The organism is Lentzea waywayandensis (assembly GCF_900115955.1).
In the GTDB taxonomy this organism is placed as follows: Bacteria; Actinomycetota; Actinomycetes; order Mycobacteriales; family Pseudonocardiaceae; genus Lentzea; species Lentzea waywayandensis.
The window spans coordinates 149,570-167,513 of record NZ_FOYL01000018.1 but is presented as its reverse complement, the minus strand read 5'-3'; the positions used below and the strand labels follow the sequence as shown (position 1 = coordinate 167,513).

At 66.8% G+C, this 17,944-nt stretch carries 23 protein-coding genes and 1 tRNA gene; 17 read left to right on the top strand and 7 right to left on the bottom strand.

Translation table 11 applies throughout. From position 1 onward, the window contains the following. The coding region (locus BM417_RS42420; RefSeq protein ID WP_143139060.1) for a GntR family transcriptional regulator at nt 1-143 on the bottom strand (143 nt) is incomplete at its 3' end. A 143-nt stretch (nt 144-286) separates the two neighbouring features. Between BM417_RS42420 and BM417_RS42415 the strand changes: the two genes are divergently transcribed. The 13 genes from BM417_RS42415 to BM417_RS42355 all read left to right on the top strand — a co-directional run bounded on the left by BM417_RS42415 (nt 287) and on the right by BM417_RS42355 (nt 7,966). After that, nucleotides 287-619 carry a hypothetical protein gene (locus BM417_RS42415; protein WP_093605776.1) on the top strand — a complete coding sequence of 111 codons (333 nt, stop codon included), beginning with the start codon at nt 287-289 and terminating at the stop codon, nt 617-619. A 266-nt stretch (nt 620-885) separates the two neighbouring features. Next, nucleotides 886-1,155, top strand: a complete 270-nt coding sequence (locus tag BM417_RS42410) for a hypothetical protein (protein WP_093605775.1) — start codon at nt 886-888, stop codon at nt 1,153-1,155. Nucleotide 1,156: 1 nt separating this feature from the next. Beyond that, nucleotides 1,157-1,348, top strand: a complete 192-nt coding sequence (locus tag BM417_RS42405) for a hypothetical protein (protein ID WP_093605774.1) — start codon at nt 1,157-1,159, stop codon at nt 1,346-1,348. A 74-nt stretch (nt 1,349-1,422) separates the two neighbouring features. Continuing rightward, on the top strand, nt 1,423-2,793 hold the full coding sequence (locus BM417_RS42400; protein WP_093605773.1) for an FtsK/SpoIIIE domain-containing protein: 1,371 nt from the start codon (nt 1,423-1,425) through the stop codon (nt 2,791-2,793). A gap of 54 nt (nt 2,794-2,847) precedes the next feature. Continuing rightward, nucleotides 2,848-3,066 (top strand): hypothetical protein, encoded by a 219-nt coding sequence (locus tag BM417_RS42395; RefSeq protein WP_093605772.1) that lies wholly within the window; start codon nt 2,848-2,850, stop codon nt 3,064-3,066. Beyond that, nucleotides 3,066-3,407: a hypothetical protein gene (locus tag BM417_RS42390; protein ID WP_143139059.1), complete on the top strand. Its 342-nt coding sequence runs from the start codon at nt 3,066-3,068 to the stop codon at nt 3,405-3,407. Before BM417_RS42395 ends, BM417_RS42390 begins: the two co-directional genes overlap by 1 nt. Then, on the top strand, nt 3,404-3,805 hold the full coding sequence (locus BM417_RS42385) for a hypothetical protein (RefSeq protein ID WP_093605770.1): 402 nt from the start codon (nt 3,404-3,406) through the stop codon (nt 3,803-3,805). The genes BM417_RS42390 and BM417_RS42385 overlap by 4 nt, the downstream gene beginning before the upstream one ends. After that, entirely contained in the window at nt 3,802-4,020 is a 219-nt protein-coding gene (locus BM417_RS42380) for a hypothetical protein (RefSeq protein ID WP_093605769.1), read from the top strand. Before BM417_RS42385 ends, BM417_RS42380 begins: the two co-directional genes overlap by 4 nt. Beyond that, the gene (locus BM417_RS42375; protein WP_143139058.1) at nt 4,020-4,367 is read left to right on the top strand and encodes a hypothetical protein; all 348 of its coding nucleotides are present in this window, start codon (nt 4,020-4,022) and stop codon (nt 4,365-4,367) included. The genes BM417_RS42380 and BM417_RS42375 overlap by 1 nt, the downstream gene beginning before the upstream one ends. A gap of 5 nt (nt 4,368-4,372) precedes the next feature. After that, on the top strand, nt 4,373-5,191 hold the full coding sequence (locus BM417_RS42370) for a hypothetical protein (protein WP_143139057.1): 819 nt from the start codon (nt 4,373-4,375) through the stop codon (nt 5,189-5,191). 107 nt (nt 5,192-5,298) lie between these two features. Beyond that, nucleotides 5,299-6,636 (top strand): replication initiator, encoded by a 1,338-nt coding sequence (locus tag BM417_RS42365; protein ID WP_407656216.1) that lies wholly within the window; start codon nt 5,299-5,301, stop codon nt 6,634-6,636. Further along, a complete protein-coding gene (locus BM417_RS42360; protein WP_089922168.1) occupies nt 6,633-6,812 on the top strand; it encodes a helix-turn-helix transcriptional regulator in 180 nt (59 codons plus the stop codon). Before BM417_RS42365 ends, BM417_RS42360 begins: the two co-directional genes overlap by 4 nt. Next, a complete protein-coding gene (locus BM417_RS42355) occupies nt 6,812-7,966 on the top strand; it encodes a site-specific integrase (protein WP_093605765.1) in 1,155 nt (384 codons plus the stop codon). The genes BM417_RS42360 and BM417_RS42355 overlap by 1 nt, the downstream gene beginning before the upstream one ends. Nucleotides 7,967-8,034: 68 nt before the next feature. On the opposite strand, the gene BM417_RS42350 is transcribed toward BM417_RS42355, so the two are convergent. Continuing rightward, a tRNA-Arg gene (locus tag BM417_RS42350) sits at nt 8,035-8,107 on the bottom strand. A gap of 129 nt (nt 8,108-8,236) precedes the next feature. After that, nucleotides 8,237-9,316, bottom strand: a complete 1,080-nt coding sequence (locus BM417_RS42345) for a LacI family DNA-binding transcriptional regulator (RefSeq protein ID WP_093605764.1) — start codon at nt 9,314-9,316, stop codon at nt 8,237-8,239. Between the two features lie 72 nt (nt 9,317-9,388). On the opposite strand from BM417_RS42345, the gene BM417_RS42340 reads away from it, so the two are divergent. Continuing rightward, the gene (locus BM417_RS42340; RefSeq protein WP_093605788.1) at nt 9,389-10,552 is read left to right on the top strand and encodes an MFS transporter; all 1,164 of its coding nucleotides are present in this window, start codon (nt 9,389-9,391) and stop codon (nt 10,550-10,552) included. On the opposite strand, the gene BM417_RS42335 is transcribed toward BM417_RS42340, so the two are convergent. Beyond that, the gene (locus BM417_RS42335) at nt 10,530-11,054 is read right to left on the bottom strand and encodes a hypothetical protein (RefSeq protein ID WP_143139056.1); all 525 of its coding nucleotides are present in this window, start codon (nt 11,052-11,054) and stop codon (nt 10,530-10,532) included. The genes BM417_RS42340 and BM417_RS42335 overlap by 23 nt on opposite strands. Nucleotides 11,055-11,089: 35 nt before the next feature. On the opposite strand from BM417_RS42335, the gene BM417_RS42330 reads away from it, so the two are divergent. Continuing rightward, nucleotides 11,090-13,021, top strand: a complete 1,932-nt coding sequence (locus BM417_RS42330) for a cytochrome c oxidase assembly protein (protein ID WP_245822721.1) — start codon at nt 11,090-11,092, stop codon at nt 13,019-13,021. Here BM417_RS42330 and BM417_RS42325 read toward each other — a convergent pair. From BM417_RS42325 to BM417_RS42315, 3 genes are read right to left on the bottom strand one after another with little or no spacing between them, the layout of a single operon-like run. After that, nucleotides 13,018-13,815, bottom strand: a complete 798-nt coding sequence (locus BM417_RS42325) for an ABC transporter permease (protein WP_093605761.1) — start codon at nt 13,813-13,815, stop codon at nt 13,018-13,020. The genes BM417_RS42330 and BM417_RS42325 overlap by 4 nt on opposite strands. 9 nt (nt 13,816-13,824) lie before the next feature. After that, nucleotides 13,825-14,748 carry an ATP-binding cassette domain-containing protein gene (locus BM417_RS42320; RefSeq protein ID WP_093605760.1) on the bottom strand — a complete coding sequence of 308 codons (924 nt, stop codon included), beginning with the start codon at nt 14,746-14,748 and terminating at the stop codon, nt 13,825-13,827. Beyond that, the gene (locus tag BM417_RS42315) at nt 14,741-15,352 is read right to left on the bottom strand and encodes a TetR/AcrR family transcriptional regulator (protein ID WP_093605759.1); all 612 of its coding nucleotides are present in this window, start codon (nt 15,350-15,352) and stop codon (nt 14,741-14,743) included. Before BM417_RS42315 ends, BM417_RS42320 begins: the two co-directional genes overlap by 8 nt. 252 nt (nt 15,353-15,604) lie before the next feature. Here BM417_RS42315 and BM417_RS42310 point away from each other — a divergent pair, with 252 nt between their 5' ends. Both BM417_RS42310 and ettA read left to right on the top strand, forming a co-directional pair. Beyond that, a complete protein-coding gene (locus tag BM417_RS42310; RefSeq protein ID WP_177320924.1) occupies nt 15,605-16,000 on the top strand; it encodes a single-stranded DNA-binding protein in 396 nt (131 codons plus the stop codon). A gap of 261 nt (nt 16,001-16,261) precedes the next feature. Further along, nucleotides 16,262-17,938, top strand: a complete 1,677-nt coding sequence (gene ettA / locus BM417_RS42305; RefSeq protein ID WP_093605757.1) for an energy-dependent translational throttle protein EttA — start codon at nt 16,262-16,264, stop codon at nt 17,936-17,938. Nucleotides 17,939-17,944 lie beyond the last annotated feature (6 nt).

Sequence of the window (17,944 nt, the reverse complement as noted above, 5' to 3'; positions counted from 1 at the left end):
ACGGCCTTGCGGACCGTGTTGATGTTGATGCTGTGCTCGGCCGCGATCTCTTCCTGCTTGGGCAGCGTGGTGCCTTGCGGGTACGTGCCCTGCTGGATGGCATCACGCAGCACGCCGGCCAGTTCTCTGTACCCGATCGTCACGTCGGCTCCCTCGGTCGCTCGCGATAACCCTATCTCTACAGGCCTCTGACCAGCGATTCTACCCAATAGAACTTTCTCTATTGACACCTGTCGTTGTGCGGTGTCTAATAGATATAGCTCTAATCGACCTGCTGGAGGCAGCCATGAGGAACCAGAAGCTCGACATGTCGGAGACGCGCCTGATGCTCACGGAGTTGCCGGAGTTGAAGACGCGTGAGGTCGATGGTCACACCGAGGTCGTGACGGACCAGGACGGCGCGAACCAGTACGTCGTGTCGCTGTTCAAGAAGCAGCCGGGCGCAAAGGGTGAGGAGATCCGCGTGACGTTGTCGGCGGACCCCGGCGACGGGTTCGAGGACGGCGACTCGATCGAGCTGATCGACCCGCGCGCGTCGTTCTACTCGTTCCGCAACGGTCGCGGCGAGAACGTCGCGGGTATCGCGTACCGCGCCTTGGGGCTGCGCAAGCTCGCCTGACTCAGGCGCTTCGGTGGCGCTGCGGCGTCACGCTCGTCTGGCCCTTGCGGCCACCGGACCACCTGCGCGATGTCGCGTCGGTAGGCGGTGTTGCCAAATGGCAAGGGACTCCTTCTGTTCTTTGAGAATTCCACAGTGGGCCGAACCATGCCTTTTTCCGGTGCCGATCACGTGCACCGGGAGCTTCTTTGGCCTCTGGGTACTGCGGTTGCGGTGCTGCCAGAGGCCTTGGTCTCTCCCGTTTCGACGGAAAGGAAGGTGTTGCCGTGGCGAACGCCGTGGTGAACAACAAGGCGAAGGACAACTACGCCACGTTCCGGGCCGCGATCACCCTGGTTCAGCAAGTGATGGACGACCAGGTACCTGGCGTCATCGACAAGGTCAGCGACGCGGACATGCCGTCTGACGCCTGGAGTGTGCCGACCGCTGACGAGCTGAAGTCGTTGGCGGGCAACGTTGTTCGTGAGATCGAGGTGCTGACCGAGGACGCCAAGAAGTACGAGGTGGAGCTGATCTCACGCGGGTGGAGGGTCTGAGATGGCGGCTGGAGCACGGTTCGCGACGAAGAACGTCGCTGACGACATCGACACGTCCATGAAGCAACTGAACGAAGCCCTCGACCAGATGCCGTTCGCGCGGCTGAGGTTCTTGGGGCAGCACAAGAAGGTCACTCGTGCGATGGCCACGTTGCTGGTCGCGCTGGAGGACGTCAAGCCCTACATCAGCTAGCGAAACAGAAGCTTGCCGAAGGCCCGATCATGCGCGTGCTGGTCGGGCCTTCGGCGTGCCATGAGGAGGTTGGTATGCCGAACACGTCACGAAAGCCCAAGTGGGAGTTCCGTGCGATTCGCTGGAGCGTGCAGCACCCCGGCATGGTGGCGGGTCCTGCATCACTGGCCTCCGCACTCGGTGTCGGAGTCGCTCAACTCGGGGTGCCCACCACGGGCGGGATCACGGCTGGTGCGGCGCTCGGCTTGGCGGGCTGGTACCGAGGGCATCCGGACAGCTTCGACACGACGATGCTCCCGCGGCTTCGGGCCTGGCACCGGCGCTGGCTCACTTATGTGGGCTCGCGCTGGCGAGACATCTTGGACGACTGCGGTCTGACCACGGAGAACCGCCGGACCGGTGAGCTGGTCGTTCCTCGGATCTTGAAGGTGCGGTCGGCATCGCCCTCGATCGACACGATCCACGTGCGGATCAACCGGGGGCAGACGCCGGAGCTGTTCGAGGAGAGGGCCACTGCGCTCGCGAACGCGCTGCTGGCTGAGCGGGTTGCCGTTGTCAAGGTTTGTCCTCAGGTCGTGGCGTTGGTGGTGGAGCGGGAGAATCCGTTCACCGACGAAGCGATTCCGCCGGTCGAGCTGGTACACGACATCGACGGCGTCGACCTGTCCGCGATCGAGCTGGGCGACACCGAGCACGGGCAGCCCTGGACACAGTCGTTCCTCGGACAGCACCTGTTCGTCGCTGGCGCCACCGGGTCGGGCAAGGGGTCGTTGCTGTGGTCGCCGTTGCGGGGGATGGCTCCGTTGTTGCGCGCGGGCGTCGTGAAGCCGGACGTGATCGACCTCAAAGAGGGGATGGAGACCGAGGTCGGTGCTGATCTGTTCCACCGTCGGGCGATCGAGTGGGATGACGCGGTCGAGACGGTCGAGCTGTTCCGCGACGAGATGAAGGTTCGGCAGGCGGAGCTGCGGTCGCAGGGCAAGCGCAAGTTCACCGCGTCCGCGGAGACACCTTTGCGGCTGCTGCAGATCGATGAACTCGGGATGCTCACCGCGTACGGTCCGCCAGCCGAAGTGCGCGGGGTGCTCAAGCTGCTTGCGGAGATCATGACTCAGGGTCGCGCCGCTGGGTTCTCGGTCGCGGGGTACGTGCAGGAACCCACGAAGGACACCGTTCCGGTCCGGGAGCTGTTCACGGCTCGCGTGTGCCTGTCAGTCACTTCGCAAAACCAGGTCGACATGGTGCTCGGTGACGGGATGCGGCTCCGCGGCGCGCTGGCCGATGAGATCCCGCTCGATCCGGCACATGCCGGCATCGGGTTCGTGGTGGAGCAGGGCTCCCGCAACCCGCTTCGTGTCCGCGCTTCCTACCAGTCCGATCAGGACATCCGCGAACTCGTCCAGTTCGTTACGCAGGGCCGTGCCGCGTTGCGCGCCGTCGCCTAGCTCTGCGGCTGAAGTCGTTGTGGCAAAACACGATTCGAGCCCTGGGGAGGGCGTATGTGGAAACTCGGAATCAAGCTGTGGGCAGTGTGGCGGTTCACCCTTTACCTCGCCCTCGCGGGCGGCGTGCTGTGGGTGATCTACCAGTTCGACGGGCCCGGCAAGGTCTTCGGCTGGGCGCTCGTCGTCTCGGTGCTCGGGGCGGCGGCCGTGTACTTCATGCTGCGCGACTTCGTCCGCCGCGAGATCAACCACCGTGTTGCCGGGAGGCTGTGATGAGCACGGTCGTCGAACCCGACCACCTTCACGGCATCCCGAACTACCTCCTGCTCGACCTCGCGGAGGCGGTTCGGGATGAGAGGTTGGCGTGGGTGCCGAGTCAGCGCTGGGTCCTGTTGATCGAGACGGTGGTCAGCAAGGCGCGCACGTTGGACGGGCTTCTCGGTACGGCTGCGGTCACGTTGATGAACAACGACCTCGTGACGGAGTCGGCGCCGGTCGGGTTCACAGTGGGGAATGAGACCTATCAGGCGTACCTGCTGGAGGAGACCGACGCTGGCGCTCGACTCCACCGGTACGTGTACATGAGGGTGCGCAGGCCGGGGCGGCAGACATGAAGCGCGTTGACGCCCCCCATCAGATTGATCTGTTCGGGGACCGGCCCGAAGCGGCGGCCACTTCGACGAACCTCCCGACGGTCGTCACGTGCGGCTTCGGTGGCAAGGCTGATGCGGCTGCTGAGGTTCTCGGAGAAGTGGGGGAGGGGCGTTACGGCCTCATTGAGGGCACACAGCGCATCGTCTGGCTGGACGGCGAAGGACGCTGTCGGCACGCCTTGAACGACGTTGCGGAGATCGTGGAAAGCCTGCTGGCGCAGCGATACGCGAAGTTGACCTACGTCGAGACGATGCGGCACGGCGCGATCGCGAAACCCGTGTGTCTTATCGCGCTGACGCCCGGCGGCGGAGGCCTTCACCGTCGGTGGTCTGCGCTGCACGGTCGGAGGTCTCGATGACCACCGCCTACCAGGACACCGCTTCCACGATCGAGCGCCTCCGCGTCGAGTACGACGACCTGGTGCGCCGTCACGCGGACGACAACGGCGTTCTCCCGCCGAAACAGGCGGTCGAAGCCGCTGAGCTGGCGCACCTGATTCACCTTGAACACGCCGCCGAAGCTGACCACTACCGGCGGCTCTCTCACGAGCATCGAGAAGGAAGGGCGTGCTGATGCCCAATGACAAGTGGCCTCCCTCGTGGTTCCAAGACTTCCCGCCGGTGTGGATGAAGGACGACGTGAAGGAGGTGTTCCGCTACGTCGCCCCCGGCCAGTTGTACGCCCGGGAGAACAACGAGACGTGCCACTTCGTGTGGGTCTACTTCCACGACGGTCAGCCCGCGGAGCCGATCGGTGATGACGTGGATTCCGCCGCATGGATCTTGATCGAGCGCGGCTATCTGACCGAAGCGGAGAAGACCACTTTGGGTCGGGACTGCGGGGAGGACTTCACCGCGGCCCGCCTGGTGTTCACCCCGGCTGGCACACAGCTGCACGAACAGTTGACCAGAGAGGAGTGATCACAGTGCAGGCCAACGACTCTGACGAGATCAACGAGGCGGCCGGGGTCACGAAGCGAGTCGTCGGCCTGCGTCGCAAGAAGGCTGAGTCAGCTCACTTGCGCGGCCTGGTGGACGACCCGGACATGGCGGCCGTGCGCCTGGAGGGGCAGCGACGTGCCATCACACGCGGCATGTGGTTCTTCCTCGCGCTCGGCCTCGCGTTCACCACGACCAGCGTTCAGGCGTTCCTCGCCGGGGACCGCGCCAAGACGGACCCGCTGTGGTGGGGTGCGTGGCTGGCCGAACCGATGCTGGCAGGACTGCTGATCACGCTACTGATGTTCGAGGCGGAGATCCTGTCGCGCGGCATCGAGGTGGACGAGCCCTGGGTGCGACGCCTCAAGCGCATCCTGCTCAGCTCCACGCTGCTCATGAGCGTGTGGCCCACCCTCATGCCGCTGTGGACGGCTGGTGCCCGGTTCGACCTTGGCAACACCGCGATTCACGTGATCGTGCCAGTGGTGGTGTTTGCGGTCGCCGAGGTCATGCCGGTGATCCAGCACAAGTTCAACGAGGCCATCGCACGCGCTTACCGCGAGGCACGAACTCAAGCGGCGACCACCATTGCCAGCGCGCCGCCCACGATGCCGGCCGTTCCTTCGAAACGACTGCGGCTGCCGGAATCGCTTCTCAAGCCGGTGCGCGTCAAGGCTGCCGAGGTTGCTGCCTCCGGGCGTGAACTGACCGCTGACGACGTCCGCGAGGTCATCAAGGTCGCACCCGAGATGGCCGCCCAGATCGCCGCAGAGGTCCAGCAGCGCAACGGGCACGCCTTCACCTGACCCCGGCAGGACAACCCTTCTCCTGCCCACATGAGCGGGGCACGGCCGCTTCCCGAGCCGTGCCCCGCTTTTTGCTGTGCCACAAAGAAAGGAGGACCGCTGTCGTGGTGCTTTCGCTCGCTGACCGCATCGCCGCCCGTCTTCGCGAGACTGACTACCCGGAATGGCGTGAGAAGGTCGTCCGCATCGGCGGCTGTGCCCAGCCGATCACGTTGTTCGGGGCCTGGCAGCTCCACCACGCCCAGACCGGTCGCGTGCTGGCGCACCACGGCGGTCACGTCTTCGTGCCCTGCGGCAACCGGCGTGAGTCCGTGTGTCCCGCGTGCTCGGACCGCTACGCCGCAGACGCGTACCACCTGCTGCATGCCGGGCTCTCCGGAGGCTCGAAAGGCATCCCGACGACGGTGTCGGAGAAGCCTCGTGCGTTCGCCACGCTCACCGCTCCGAGCTTCGGCAAGGTGCACAGCATTCGCCGCAACGCCCGCGGCAAGACCATCCCGTGCGCTTGCGGCGCTTACCACCACCCGGCAGACCCGAACGTCGCCACGCCGATCGACCCGGACACGTACGACTACGCCGGGTCCGTCCTGTGGCAGGCCAACGTCGGTGCCCTGTGGTCGCGTTTCGCTCAAGCCCTGCGCCGCACGCTGGCCCGCTCGGCGGGGTTGACGGTTCGGGAGTTCGCGGACCACGCCCGCGTGTCGTACGCCAAGGTCGCCGAGTACCAACGCCGTGGCCTCGTGCACTTCCACGCGGTTATCCGCATCGACGGGCCGGACGGTACCGCTGACGAGACTCCGGCCTGGGCGACGGCTGAGTTGCTCGAGCACTCGATCAGGCAAGCCGCACGCGCTGTCGCGCTGGAGGTGCCTCGCCCTGATGGTGAGGTGCTGCGGGTGGCCTGGGGAGAACAGGTCGACGTCCGGCAAATCCGGGCCAGCAACGCCCACCAGGTCGAGGAGAACGGCGAGATCAGCGAGTCTCGCCTTGCGGCGTACGTCGCCAAGTACGCCACGAAGGGCACGGGCAAGAGCGAAGCTGCGGACAAGCCCATCCGGTCCGAGCTGGACATCGAGCTGTTGCGGGTGTCCGAACACCACCGCCGGATGATCCAGACCGCCTGGGAACTCGGCGCGAACCCGCTGTACGAAGACCTCAAGCTGCGGCGCTGGGCGCACATGCTCGCGTTCCGCGGCCACTTCCTGAGCAAGTCGCAGCGCTACTCGGTCACGTTCAAGCACCTGCGTGAGGAACGCCGGGAGTTCCGCGCTGCCGAGACGCTCGACCGCCTCGGCTTCGATCCGGAGCTCGTCGTGGTCGTCAACGACTGGCAGTACGCAGCCAGCGGTTACGCCAACCCCGAAGAACGAGAACTCGCCCTGGCCATCGCAGAAGGCCGGAGAGAACAACGCCAACGTACCTACGCGAGGGAGAACGCGTCATGAGCAAGTTGTGGGGAATCAAGGATGTCGCGGACTTCCTCGGCGTGCCCGCGCAGACCCTCTACCAGTGGAGGACGAAGAACTACGGGCCGCCGGGACGCCGTATCGGCAAGTACGTCCGCTACATCCCGGAGGACGTCAAGGCGTGGTTCGAGTCGCAGCCGCAGGGGGCGGGCTGATGTCCAAGCCACCGATGGCGCTCGGGACGTACGGCGAGATCTGGTTTGTACGCACTTCGGCCGGCAAGGTCCGCGCGATCACCAACTACCGCGACTACGACGGCGTGACGCGGCAGGTCGAGCGGACCGCCAAGACCGAGAACGCGGCCAAGAACCGGCTGAAGGAGGCGCTGAGAGACCGTGCTCGTGCGGTGGTGGGGGAGGAGATCACCGATCGAACGAAGGTCTCTGAGGTCGCAGACAAGTACCTCGCGGAGCTGGACGAGTCGAAGAAGGCCGCGCGCACCAAGCGGACCTATCGGGAGTCCTGGGATCGCGACCTCAAGGACGCAGTCGGCTCGCTCACTGGGCGGGAGATCACGACCGGCACGGCCGAACGCGTCCTCCGGACGATCCGCGACACGGCAGGCCTGGGGAGTGCCAAGCACGCGAAGGTCGTGCTCACCGCGATCATGGGCCTCTACGTCCGGTACGACGCGATCGGCACCAACCCGGTCCGGGAGGTCGGGACGCTGGGGGAGAGCAAGAAGGTCAAGCCGGTGCGGAAGAAGCTCACGAAGATCGAGTGGGACGACTACCTCCGGCTGCGGGCCTACCTGCTCGGCAACGAGCGGGCACGGAACCTCGACCTGGTCGACCTCGTGGACATGCACGCGGCGGTCGGTCCGCGGCTCGGTGAGTTCCTGGCGCTCGACTGGACGCGCGTCCGGGAGGACGAGGGCGTGATCCTGCTAGAGGGCACCGTAATTCGGCTGACCGGGATCGGGCTGTTCGTCCAGCCGCATACGAAGTCGGTCGCCGGCATGCGGACGCTGAAGATCCCGGCCTGGGCGATGGACGTTCTTCGCAGACGTCGGGAGACCTCGGAGAGCGAGTGGGTGTTCCCGTCCTCCTCGGGCACGCTGCGGGATCCGGACAACACCCGGAAGGCTCTGCGCAGCGTCCTGGAGGGCTCGGAGTGGGAGGGCCTGCACCCGCACGCCTTCCGGCATCTCGTCGCGACGCAGCTCGATGCGGCCGGGCTGAGCGCGAGGGAGATCGCTGACTACCTCGGTCATGCCCAGGTCAGCATGACCCAGGACGTGTACATGAACCGGAAGTCGGTCGGTCACAGGGCTGCGGACGCCCTGGAAGGTTTGAAGCCCACCGAGTGAAACCACTGGATAAGCACTGGAGCCGACCTCCGAAGAGACCGGCTCCAGTCCATCTACCAGCTATCCAGCGCCCCTGGCAGGATTCGAACCTGCGACCTCGGGATTAGAAGTCCCTCGCTCTCTCCACTGAGCTACAGAGGCTGGAGGGGTGCGAAAGTGACCACGACGCGTGGTCACCGGTGCCCCCACCGGACACATCGTCCGGAGTCGATCGACTGTTTCCGCCCTACGTCCAAACGGGTGATAAAAATTGTCTAAACGTGACGCGGATCACGTCCGTGGGGCCGTTGAGGCTCTCTCCACGAGGGAAACGTCGAGTCTCGTTGGCCTTGGAGGTCTCCCGCCGGCCAGTAATTTCAGTGCCAGTTCGCCGGCGCGGCGGCCCTTGTCGGCCAGGGGTTGACGCACAGTAGTCAGTGGCGGGTCGCTGTAGGCCGCTTCGGGGACGTCGTCGAAGCCGACGACCGAAATGTCTCCCGGGACGGTCAACGTCAGGTCGCGGGCCGCTTGGAGGGCGCCGAACGCCAGTTGGTCCGACGCGCACAGCAAAGCGCTCGGGCGCGGCGTGCGGGTGAGCAACCACCGCGCGCCTAGACGTCCGAGTTCGCGATCACTGCCGCGGGCCTCCCACACCGGAACATTGTCCGGTTCCACCCCGGCTTTTGCCAAAGTGTCGAGGTAGCCGCCCAGGCGGTCGCGGCTCACGCGGAACGGCACGGCCGAACGGCGCTCGTGCGAGACCGGTCCTGATACTCCGTCCGGGCGCAGCGCGAAGGTCAGCACGCCGAACCTGCGGTGTCCCAGGGTCAGGAGGTGTGCCGCGGCCGCCGACGTGCCGGCGTAGTCCTGCACCTCTACTCGCGCCGAGCCCGGCAGCACCGGCTGGTCGATCACCACGAGCGGCAGTCCGCGGGCGGCGACGGCGTCCAGGGCCGGCGCCGAGTCCGGCAGTGAGTAGGCGACCATCACGTCCGCCTGTGCGCGCGACACGATCGACGGGCGCGGGCCGCCGGTGGAGTCGCCGGGCATCAGCACGAGGCTGTGGTCGTGGCCGTCGACCGTCTGGGCCAGGCCGTCGAGCACGATCGACAGCGCCGGATCCGAGAACGCGCCGGACAGGCCCTGGGGCAGCATGAAACCGACGGCCGCGGACGAACGGGTCGCGAGTGAGCGGGCGACCGGGTCGGGTCCCGAGTAGCCGAGAGACCGCGCCGTTTCGAGGATGCGTTCGCGCAACGACGACGACAGCTGGTCTGGCCGGTTGTACGCGTTCGACACCGTTGCCCTGGAGACCCCTACGGCCGCGGCGACGGTGTCCAGCGTCGGCCTGCGTCGGCGGTCGGAGTCCACGGACGCATCGTATGCGAGAGATCGCACCCTATTCGCTGGCGCTGCTGAAGCGCTTCAGTCATGCTGGATCGCATGTCTCCGCGCCTGGCCACGTTCCTCGTCTTCCTGTTGAACGGCGCTGTCTTCGGCACCTGGGCGTCCCGTGTGCCCGCGCTCGCCGGGCAGATCGGCGCGGAGGTGGGCAGCCTCGGCCTGGCGCTGCTCGGGGCGAGTGCCGGCCTGGCGTTCACGGCTCCGTTGGCGGCACGGATCTGCGCGGTCCACGGGTCGCGTGGAGTCCTGATAGCGAGCAGTCTCCTCAGTCCACTGCTTCTGCCCGTGCTTGCTTTGGCGGAGTCACCGCTGCAGTTCGGACTGACGCTAGTCGCTCTGGGCGCAAGCATCGCCATGATGGACGTGTCGATGAACATCGCCGCGGTCGTCGTCGTTCGCGCGTTGCGGCGGCCGTTGATGCCGCAGTTCCACGCGGGCTTCAGCGTCGGTGGTCTCATCGGGTCGTTGGGCAGCGCCGCCGCCGCTCAGGCTCAGTGGACGCCCATGAGGCACTTCCTCGTAGCCGCGTTCGTGGGTCTCATCGTGACGGCAGTCATCGCGAAGAGCATCCCCGGAGGAGTAGGGGAGCGTCATAGGGAAGAAGTCGCCGAACGCGCCAACGTGCTCAAGAGCCCGGTCCTCTGGCTGTTGGCGAGCGTCGCGCTGTGCAGTGCCATCGCGGAAGGGGCGGCGGCGGACTGGTCTGCGTTGTTCATGGTGCGTGAGCGAGGAATGGGCGACGCGGCAGGTGCATACGCCTATGCGGTCTTCTCCGTCACGATGGCGCTCGCACGGTGGTTCGGCGAACCGATCCAACGCCGCCTTGGCCCGCATCGCCTGCTCGCCGCGGGCGGTGGCCTTGCCGCAACGGGTCTGGCGCTCGCGGTCGTGGTCCCGTTCCCGGCGGCCGGCTACCTCGGGTTCGGCCTGGCCGGGTTGGGGCTCGCGTTCTCGTTCCCGGTGGTCATGGACCTCGCGAGCGAGACCGGAAAACGCGCGGACGGCAGCGGCGGTGAACGTCAGCTCGGCCTCGTGACAACGATCGCCTACACGGGCTTCCTAGCAGGGCCACCGATCGTGGGCGGGCTCGCGCACGTCAGTTCTCTCGTGCTGTCGCTCGGGTTCGTGGCTCTCGTCACGGCGCTGATCATCCCGGCGACCTGGCTGGCCAGGAGGGCCGCTAGGCAGGCGGCATCCGTTTGAGCGCTTCCAGCCTGATCGGCTCCAGCGCTTTGCTCGCCGTGCTCTCGGTGGCGTCACCGCTCATGCCGATGGCGACCATCAACGACTCGTCGCGCGTCACCGCGATGGTGGCCGTGCACACCATGTCCTTGTCCGCGGACGGCCGGGTGCAGCTGAGCCACGTGGCGTGCTTGGCGGTCTCGATCTCACGGCCTGCCGTCTGCGACTTCTTCGACTCGTCGAACGACCGGTAGGGGACCGCCACCAGCACGTACGAGCCCTCGTTGAGCGTGTAGAGGCACGAGTTCGCCAGTTCCGTGCGAGGCACCGGCCTGAACTTGAGGGTGCCGAGCGGCTTGAGGTCCTTCTCCGTCACCAGGGCGCACGGGTCCACGCCCGCGGTCTTGCGCGGCGTCGCGATGGCGAGCGGCGGCAGCGGTGCCGCGACGGGTTCGCCCTGGACGGAGTACGCGCAGCCGGTCAGCGAGAACAGCACGAGCAGGAGGGGGAGAGAACGTCTCACACGGCGCAACACTAGAGGGTCGTAGGCTCCGGGTCGTGCCAATCGAACGCTCCACCAGAACGGGTTTGGTGCCCCTCGTCGTCATCGGCTTCGCGGTGGCGTCCCTCGCCGCCGTCGCGCTCAGCTCGATCGAGAGCAACCCTCCAGTAGGGGTGCAGATCGTGCGCGTGCTGACTGAGACGGGTGCGGTGGTGACCATCGGCTCGTTGTTGTTGGCGGCGTTCCTCGTGCCACCGCAGAAGTCCGGCACTCTCGCAGCGGACGGTTACGCCGCGATGCGCACCGCCGGCTGGTTCGCGCTGGTGTGGCTCGTTGGTGCCGTGCTGTCGGTGCCGTTCACCACAGCGGCCGCGATCGACCGGCCGGTGAGCTCGTTCACCTTCAGCCAGATGATCGCGACGGCGATGCTGCTGGAGCAGTCGAAGGCGTGGCTCCTGACGGCGATCATCGTGGCGTTGCTCGCACTCGGCTGCCGTCTGGTGCTGTCGTGGGGATGGACGACGGTCCTGCTGTTCGGGGCGATCTTCGCGTTGGTACCGGTCGCCGTCACCGGACACTCGTCGTCGGGTGGCTCGCACGACATGGCGACGAACAGCCTGTTGTTCCACCTCGTCGCCGCGGTGTTGTGGGTGGGCGGTTTGATCGCGTTGCTCGCGCACGGCAGGCGTGGCGGCGCGCACCTTCCCCTCGCCGCGACGAGGTTCTCGAAGATCGCGCTGGTCTGCTGGATCGTCATGGCCGTCTCGGGAGTGGTGAACGCGCTCGTGCGCATCACGCCGGTCGACCTCGTGACGTCCACCTACGGCTGGCTGACGCTCGGCAAGCTGGCGTGCCTGCTGCTGCTCGGCGTGTTCGGCTACTTCCAGCGCGAACGCGGCGTGAAGGGCGTGGTCGACGGCAAGCCGCACGCGCTGCTCAAGCTCGCCGGCCTCGAAGTCCTGCTGATGATGTTCACGATCGGCCTGGCCGTGGCGCTGGCCCGCACGCCTCCGCCCGGCGGCAGCACCGAACTGCCCAGCCGCACGGAGATCGCGATCGGCTACGACCTCGACGGACCGCCGACGCTCGCGGCCATCCTGTTCGACTGGCGCTTCGACCTGATCTACGGAACCGCGGCACTGGCCCTTGCTGTGCTCTACGTGCTGGGCGTGCGCAGGCTGACCAAGCGCGGCGACAAGTGGCCGGTGGGTCGCACGGTCGCGTGGCTGTGCGGGTGTTTCTCGCTGCTGTTCGCGACGTCGTCGGGCATGGGCCGGTACTCGCCGGCGATGTTCAGCGTGCACATGGAAGCGCACATGGTGCTGTCCATGCTGACGCCGATCCTGTTCGTCCTCGGTGGACCGGTCACGCTGGCGTTGCGCGCGTTGCCGGTCAACAAGGACGTACCGGGTCCGCGAGAGTGGGTGCTGGCCTTCGTGCACTCACCGCTCGCGCGTCTGTTGACGAACCCCTTCGTGGCACTGGGTTTGTTCGTCGGGTCCTTCTACGCGCTGTACTTCTCGGGGCTCTTCGAGGCCGCGCTGCCGTTCCACTGGGCGCACCTCGCGATGAACGCGCACTTCATCCTCGCCGGCTACGTCTTCTACTGGCCCGTGATCGGCGTGGACCCGTCCCCGAACAAGCTGCCGCCGCTCGGACGGCTGGGGCTGCTGTTCGCGTCGATCCCGTTCCACGCGTTCTTCGGCGTCGTGCTGATGAGCTCCGCGACCGTCATCGGCGAGCAGTTCTACCGCGGACTGGCGCTGCCGTGGGTGCAGAACCTGCTGGAGGACCAGCGGCTCGGCGGCGGCATCGCGTGGGCAGCGGGGGAGATCCCGTTGCTGGTGGTCATGGTCGCCCTGCTCACGCAGTGGGCGCGGCAGGACGGCCGGGACGCGAAGAGGTACGACCGCAAGGCCGACGCCGATGGTGACGCCGACCTCGAGGCTTACAACGCGATGCTGCGCAAGATGGCGGGTAAGGACTAGACGGACAGCGGGCGGCGGAATCCGCGGACCGCGAAGAACGCGCCGATCGCCGCGATCGTGCCGCTCGTGACCAGTGCGCCGAGCACGCCCGTGACGGGGTGGGCCAGCGCCAGGCTGCGGGCGGCGTCGACCGCATAGGTCAGCGGGTTGACCTTCGCGATCGCCTGGAGCCAGCCCGGCAGGCCGTTGACCGGCACGAACGCGCTGGACGCGAACATCAGCGGGAACATCGCCAGGAAGCCCACGGTCTGCATGAGCTCTGCCTTGCGGACCCACGCGGCGATCGCGATGAACACCCAGCTCAGGGCCCACCCGACGACCAGCGCGAGACCCAGCGCGGCGAGGGGGCCGAGCATGCCGCCGTCCGGGCGGAAGCCGAACACCAGCACGCCGAACAGGATCATCAGGACGAGCTGGAACGCGGTCCTCACCGCGTCGGACAGGTTCCGTGCCAACAGAACCGTGCTCGGACGGATCGGCAGTGAACGGAACCGTGCGAGCACACCGTTCGACATGTCCTGCACGAGCCCGATGCCGGACGCGAGAGAGGACTGCATCGCGGTGTTCACGAGGATCGCGGGCAGCAGGAAGTTGATGTAACTCATGCCCGGCGGGAAGTTCGCCGTGGACGTGATGCTGCCGAAGATCTGGCTGAACAGCGTCAGCATGATCAACGGCTGCAGGATGCTGAAGAAGACGAGTGCGGGCGTGCGCAGCAACGCGCGCAGTGAACGGCCAGTCAGCACGAGGACTTGTGTCGGGTAGCTGCTGCCGTGCCAGGTCAAGGTCGCCATGATGTCCCCCTAGTTCGCGGCGAGAGTGAGGTAGACGTCGTCCAACGTGGGCTCCTTGAGGCCGATTTCGTGCGCCTCCAAGCCGTTGTCGTCCAACGCGCGCACGACCGTCGCAAGGTCGCGTGACGCGCTGACGGGGGTCGTGAGCGTGAGGCCTTCGGCGACGGGGTGGAGCCCCACGGAGTTGATGGCCGTCAGCGCGATGTCCACTTCGGACACCGAGTCGAGCGTGACGGTCACCGTGCGCTGGCCGACCTGGGCCTTGAGCTCGGAGCTCGTACCGGACGCGACGACCTTGCCGTGGGACAGCACGGTGATCGAGTCCGCGAGCCGGTCGGCCTCGTCGAGGTACTGGGTCGTGAGCAGCACCGTTGTGCCGTCCGCGACGAGCTTCTCGACGATCTCCCACATCGCGAGGCGGCTGGCGGGGTCGAGGCCGGTGGTCGGCTCGTCCAGGAACAGCACCTCGGGGTTGCCCACCAGCGACGCGGCCAGGTCGAGACGGCGCCGCATGCCGCCGGAGTAGGTCTTGGCGTTGCGCTTGGCGGCGTCGGTGAGGTCGAACTGCTCCAGCAGGTCGTCGGCGCGCTGGTGGGCCTGACCCCGGCCGGCGCCGAGCAGGCGGGCGATCAGCACGAGGTTGTCGTGGCCGCTGAGCTGCTCGTCGACGGCGGCGAACTGACCGGTCAGGCCGATGCGGCTGCGGACCTCGTGGCTCTGCCTGACGACGTCGAACCCCGCGACCTTCGCGCTGCCGCTGGACGGCGGCAGCATCGTGGTGAGGAGGTTGACCAGCGTGGTCTTGCCGGCGCCGTTGTGGCCGAGCAGGCCGAGCACGGAGCCCTTCTTCGCGGTGACGCTCACGCCGTCGAGGGCGGTCACGTCACCGAACTTCTTGCTCACCTCGTGGGCTTCGATCATGAGCTCAGTCATTTGCTCCCCCTGGTTCGAGTGCTCCGTGCAGGAACAGCTCCACGATGGCGGCGGGTTCGGCCTCGGTCTGACCGAAGCCCGAGCCCATGCGGTTCGTGAAGACGGCGCCGAGCAGCATTCGCGCGGCGAGATCGGGTCCGACGCGCAGTTTCGCGTCGCCGAACAGCCCGGCGACGGCGTCGGACAGCTGCTGCATGCCGATCGGTGGTCCCTTGTGCTTCTTGTGGTCCTCATCGCGCGGTTGGTAACCGGACTCGCGCAGGGCGCCGATGACGCCCCACATGCGGTCGAGGTAGCCGCTGAACGTGGCGACCCCCGCGGTCAGCCGCTGCTCCAGAGGGACGTCCGCCGGGATCGCTTCGAGGCGGGCGACCTCGTCGTCGGAGTGCAGCGCGCGCTGGATGACCGCGTCGAGCAACTCCGCCTTGTCCTTGAAGACGCGGAACACCGTGCCCTCGGCGATGCCGGCCGCGGCGGCGATCTGGCTGGTGGTGACGTTCGCGCCGGCCTTCACGACGAGCGGCAGCGTGGCCTGGACGATCGCTTCGCGGCGATCTTCCGGGCTCATCGCGGGGGCGCGGCGGCGGCGTGGTTCCTCTGACACGTCCGCAACTGTATGAGTGAGTCCTCACTCATGTCAATGAGTGGGCGCTCACTCACTCGCCTCGCTCCAGCGCCGCACTAGCACGGACCCCCGACAATTCCGCGGTTCGAGGCCGTTCAAGATCTCGACCTGTCCACAGTCCGCGAGTTGTCCACAGATCCGCCGCCACCCCGCCCGCACCGCCTGCCTCCGGAGCAACCTGGACCAGAACCCCGCGACCTGGAGGCAAGCCCGATGTCCTGGAATTCCACCGTGATCACCGTTGTTGGCACCGTCGTCAGCGAGATCACGTACAAGCACGGCGAAGACGGCAAGACGAACGCGTTCTTCCGCATCAACTCGACCGAGCGCCGGTACAACACGGCACTCGGCGACTGGGAGGACGGCGAGACGTTGTGGCTGGGTGTCTCGTGCTGGCGCAAGCTCGCCGACAGCGTGAAGACGACGCTGTCCAAGGGTGACCCCGTGATCGTCCAGGGCAAGCTGCGCATTCGTCATTACGAGAAGGACGACGTGAAGCGGCAGGCGTTCAGCCTCGACGCGTTGCACGTCGGGCTGGACTTGGGCCGGGTGCAGTCACTGGGCTCCGCCCCGCTCGTTGAACCGCGGGCCGCCGAAGATCTCGCCGAGGAACCCGTTCCGTTCTGAGCCGTTCGGGGCAACCCGGTGCCGGACTTCGGGAACCCGCCCGATCCGGCGGCACTGCCGGAGAAGATGTACGTACTGCGATCCACGAAGAAGGAGGGAAGCTCGTAGATCGGGGCCGCTGAGGACCGATCGCCGAGAGTCGTTCACGTTCGAATGGAACGGGCTGGTCACCGAGTCGCGTGACGCTCGATCCGGGGGTGAGCGGCCGCTTGTCGGCGACCGAGGTCAGGAGCCTCTGAGCACCGCTCTACGATCGCCGCCATGGCCGAGTTCATCTACACCATGAAAAAGGTGCGCAAGGCGCACGGTGACAAGGTCATCCTCGATGACGTCACGATCATGTTCTACCCCGGCGCGAAGATCGGTGTGGTCGGTCCCAACGGCGCCGGCAAGTCGAGCGTGCTCAAGATCATGGCGGGGTTGGACACGCCCGGCAACGGCGAGGCCTACCTCGCCCCCGGCTACACGGTGGGCATCCTGCAGCAGGAGCCGCCGCTCAACGAGGAGAAGACCGTCCTCGGCAACGTCCAGGAGGGCCTGGGCGAGATCAAGGTGAAGCTGGACCGCTTCAACGAGATCGCCGAGTTGATGGCGACCGACTACTCCGACGAGCTGATGGAGGAGATGGGCAAGCTCCAGGAGGAGCTCGACCACGCGAACGCGTGGGACATCGACTCGCAGCTCGACCAGGCGATGGACGCGCTGCGCTGTCCGCCGCCGGACGCCGACGTCACCAAGCTCTCCGGTGGTGAGCGCCGCCGTGTCGCGCTGTGCAAGCTGCTGCTGAGCAAGCCCGACCTGCTGCTGCTCGACGAGCCCACCAACCACCTGGACGCGGAGAGCGTCCTGTGGCTGGAGCAGCACCTCGCGCAGTACACCGGCGCCGTGCTCGCCGTGACCCACGACAGGTACTTCCTGGACAACCTGGCCGAGTGGATCCTGGAGATCGACCGGGGCAAGACCCACCCCTACGAGGGCAACTACTCCACGTACCTGGAGAAGAAGGCCGAGCGTCTCGCGATCTCGGGCAAGAAGGACCAGAAGCTGCAGAAGCGCCTCAAGGACGAGCTGGAGTGGGTGCGCTCCGGCGCCAAGGCCCGCCAGGCCAAGTCGAAGGCGCGTCTCGACCGCTACGAGGAGATGGCGGCCGAGGCGGAGAAGACCCGCAAGCTCGACTTCGAGGAGATCCAGATCCCGCCGGGCCCGCGTCTGGGCAACGTCGTGGTCGAGGTCGACAAGCTGAAGAAGGGCTTCGGCGACCGGGTCCTGATCGACGGTCTCTCGTTCACGTTGCCGCGCAACGGCATCGTCGGCGTCATCGGCCCGAACGGCGTCGGCAAGACGACGCTGTTCAAGACCATCGTCGGTCTCGAGAAGCCGGACGACGGTGGCGTGAAGGTCGGCGAGACGGTGCTGCTGTCCTACGTCGACCAGAACCGCGGCGGCATCGACCCGAAGAAGAACGTGTGGGAGGTCGTGTCCGGCGGACTCGACTACATCCACGTCGGCAACGTCGAGATGCCGTCGCGCGCGTACGTCAGCGCGTTCGGCTTCAAGGGCCCGGACCAGCAGAAGCCCGCGGGCGTGCTGTCCGGTGGTGAGCGCAACCGCCTCAACCTCGCGCTCACGCTCAAGCTCGGCGGCAACCTGATCCTGCTGGACGAGCCGACCAACGACCTGGACGTCGAGACCCTCGGCTCGCTGGAGAACGCTCTCGAGCAGTTCCCTGGCTGCGCCGTGGTCATCTCCCACGACCGGTGGTTCCTCGACCGCGTCGCCACGCACATCCTCGCGTGGGAGGGCACGGACGAGGACCCGTCGAAGTGGTACTGGTTCGAGGGCAACTTCGAGGGCTACGAGAAGAACAAGCTCGAGCGCCTGGGTGCGGACGCCGCGAGGCCGCACCGTGTCACGTACCGCAAGCTGACACGGGACTGAGAGGGC

Coding starts and splice junctions, on each gene's coding strand:
- BM417_RS42415 (WP_093605776.1), top strand. CDS start 287: ATGAGGAACCAGAAGCTCGACATGTCGGAGACGCGCCTGATGCTCACG.
- BM417_RS42405 (WP_093605774.1), top strand. CDS start 1,157: ATGGCGGCTGGAGCACGGTTCGCGACGAAGAACGTCGCTGACGACATC.
- BM417_RS42400 (WP_093605773.1), top strand. CDS start 1,423: ATGCCGAACACGTCACGAAAGCCCAAGTGGGAGTTCCGTGCGATTCGC.
- BM417_RS42395 (WP_093605772.1), top strand. CDS start 2,848: ATGTGGAAACTCGGAATCAAGCTGTGGGCAGTGTGGCGGTTCACCCTT.
- BM417_RS42390 (WP_143139059.1), top strand. CDS start 3,066: ATGAGCACGGTCGTCGAACCCGACCACCTTCACGGCATCCCGAACTAC.
- BM417_RS42385 (WP_093605770.1), top strand. CDS start 3,404: ATGAAGCGCGTTGACGCCCCCCATCAGATTGATCTGTTCGGGGACCGG.
- BM417_RS42380 (WP_093605769.1), top strand. CDS start 3,802: ATGACCACCGCCTACCAGGACACCGCTTCCACGATCGAGCGCCTCCGC.
- BM417_RS42375 (WP_143139058.1), top strand. CDS start 4,020: ATGCCCAATGACAAGTGGCCTCCCTCGTGGTTCCAAGACTTCCCGCCG.
- BM417_RS42360 (WP_089922168.1), top strand. CDS start 6,633: ATGAGCAAGTTGTGGGGAATCAAGGATGTCGCGGACTTCCTCGGCGTG.
- BM417_RS42355 (WP_093605765.1), top strand. CDS start 6,812: ATGTCCAAGCCACCGATGGCGCTCGGGACGTACGGCGAGATCTGGTTT.
- BM417_RS42340 (WP_093605788.1), top strand. CDS start 9,389: ATGTCTCCGCGCCTGGCCACGTTCCTCGTCTTCCTGTTGAACGGCGCT.
- BM417_RS42325 (WP_093605761.1), bottom strand. CDS start 13,815: ATGGCGACCTTGACCTGGCACGGCAGCAGCTACCCGACACAAGTCCTC.
- BM417_RS42320 (WP_093605760.1), bottom strand. CDS start 14,748: ATGACTGAGCTCATGATCGAAGCCCACGAGGTGAGCAAGAAGTTCGGT.
- ettA (WP_093605757.1), top strand. CDS start 16,262: ATGGCCGAGTTCATCTACACCATGAAAAAGGTGCGCAAGGCGCACGGT.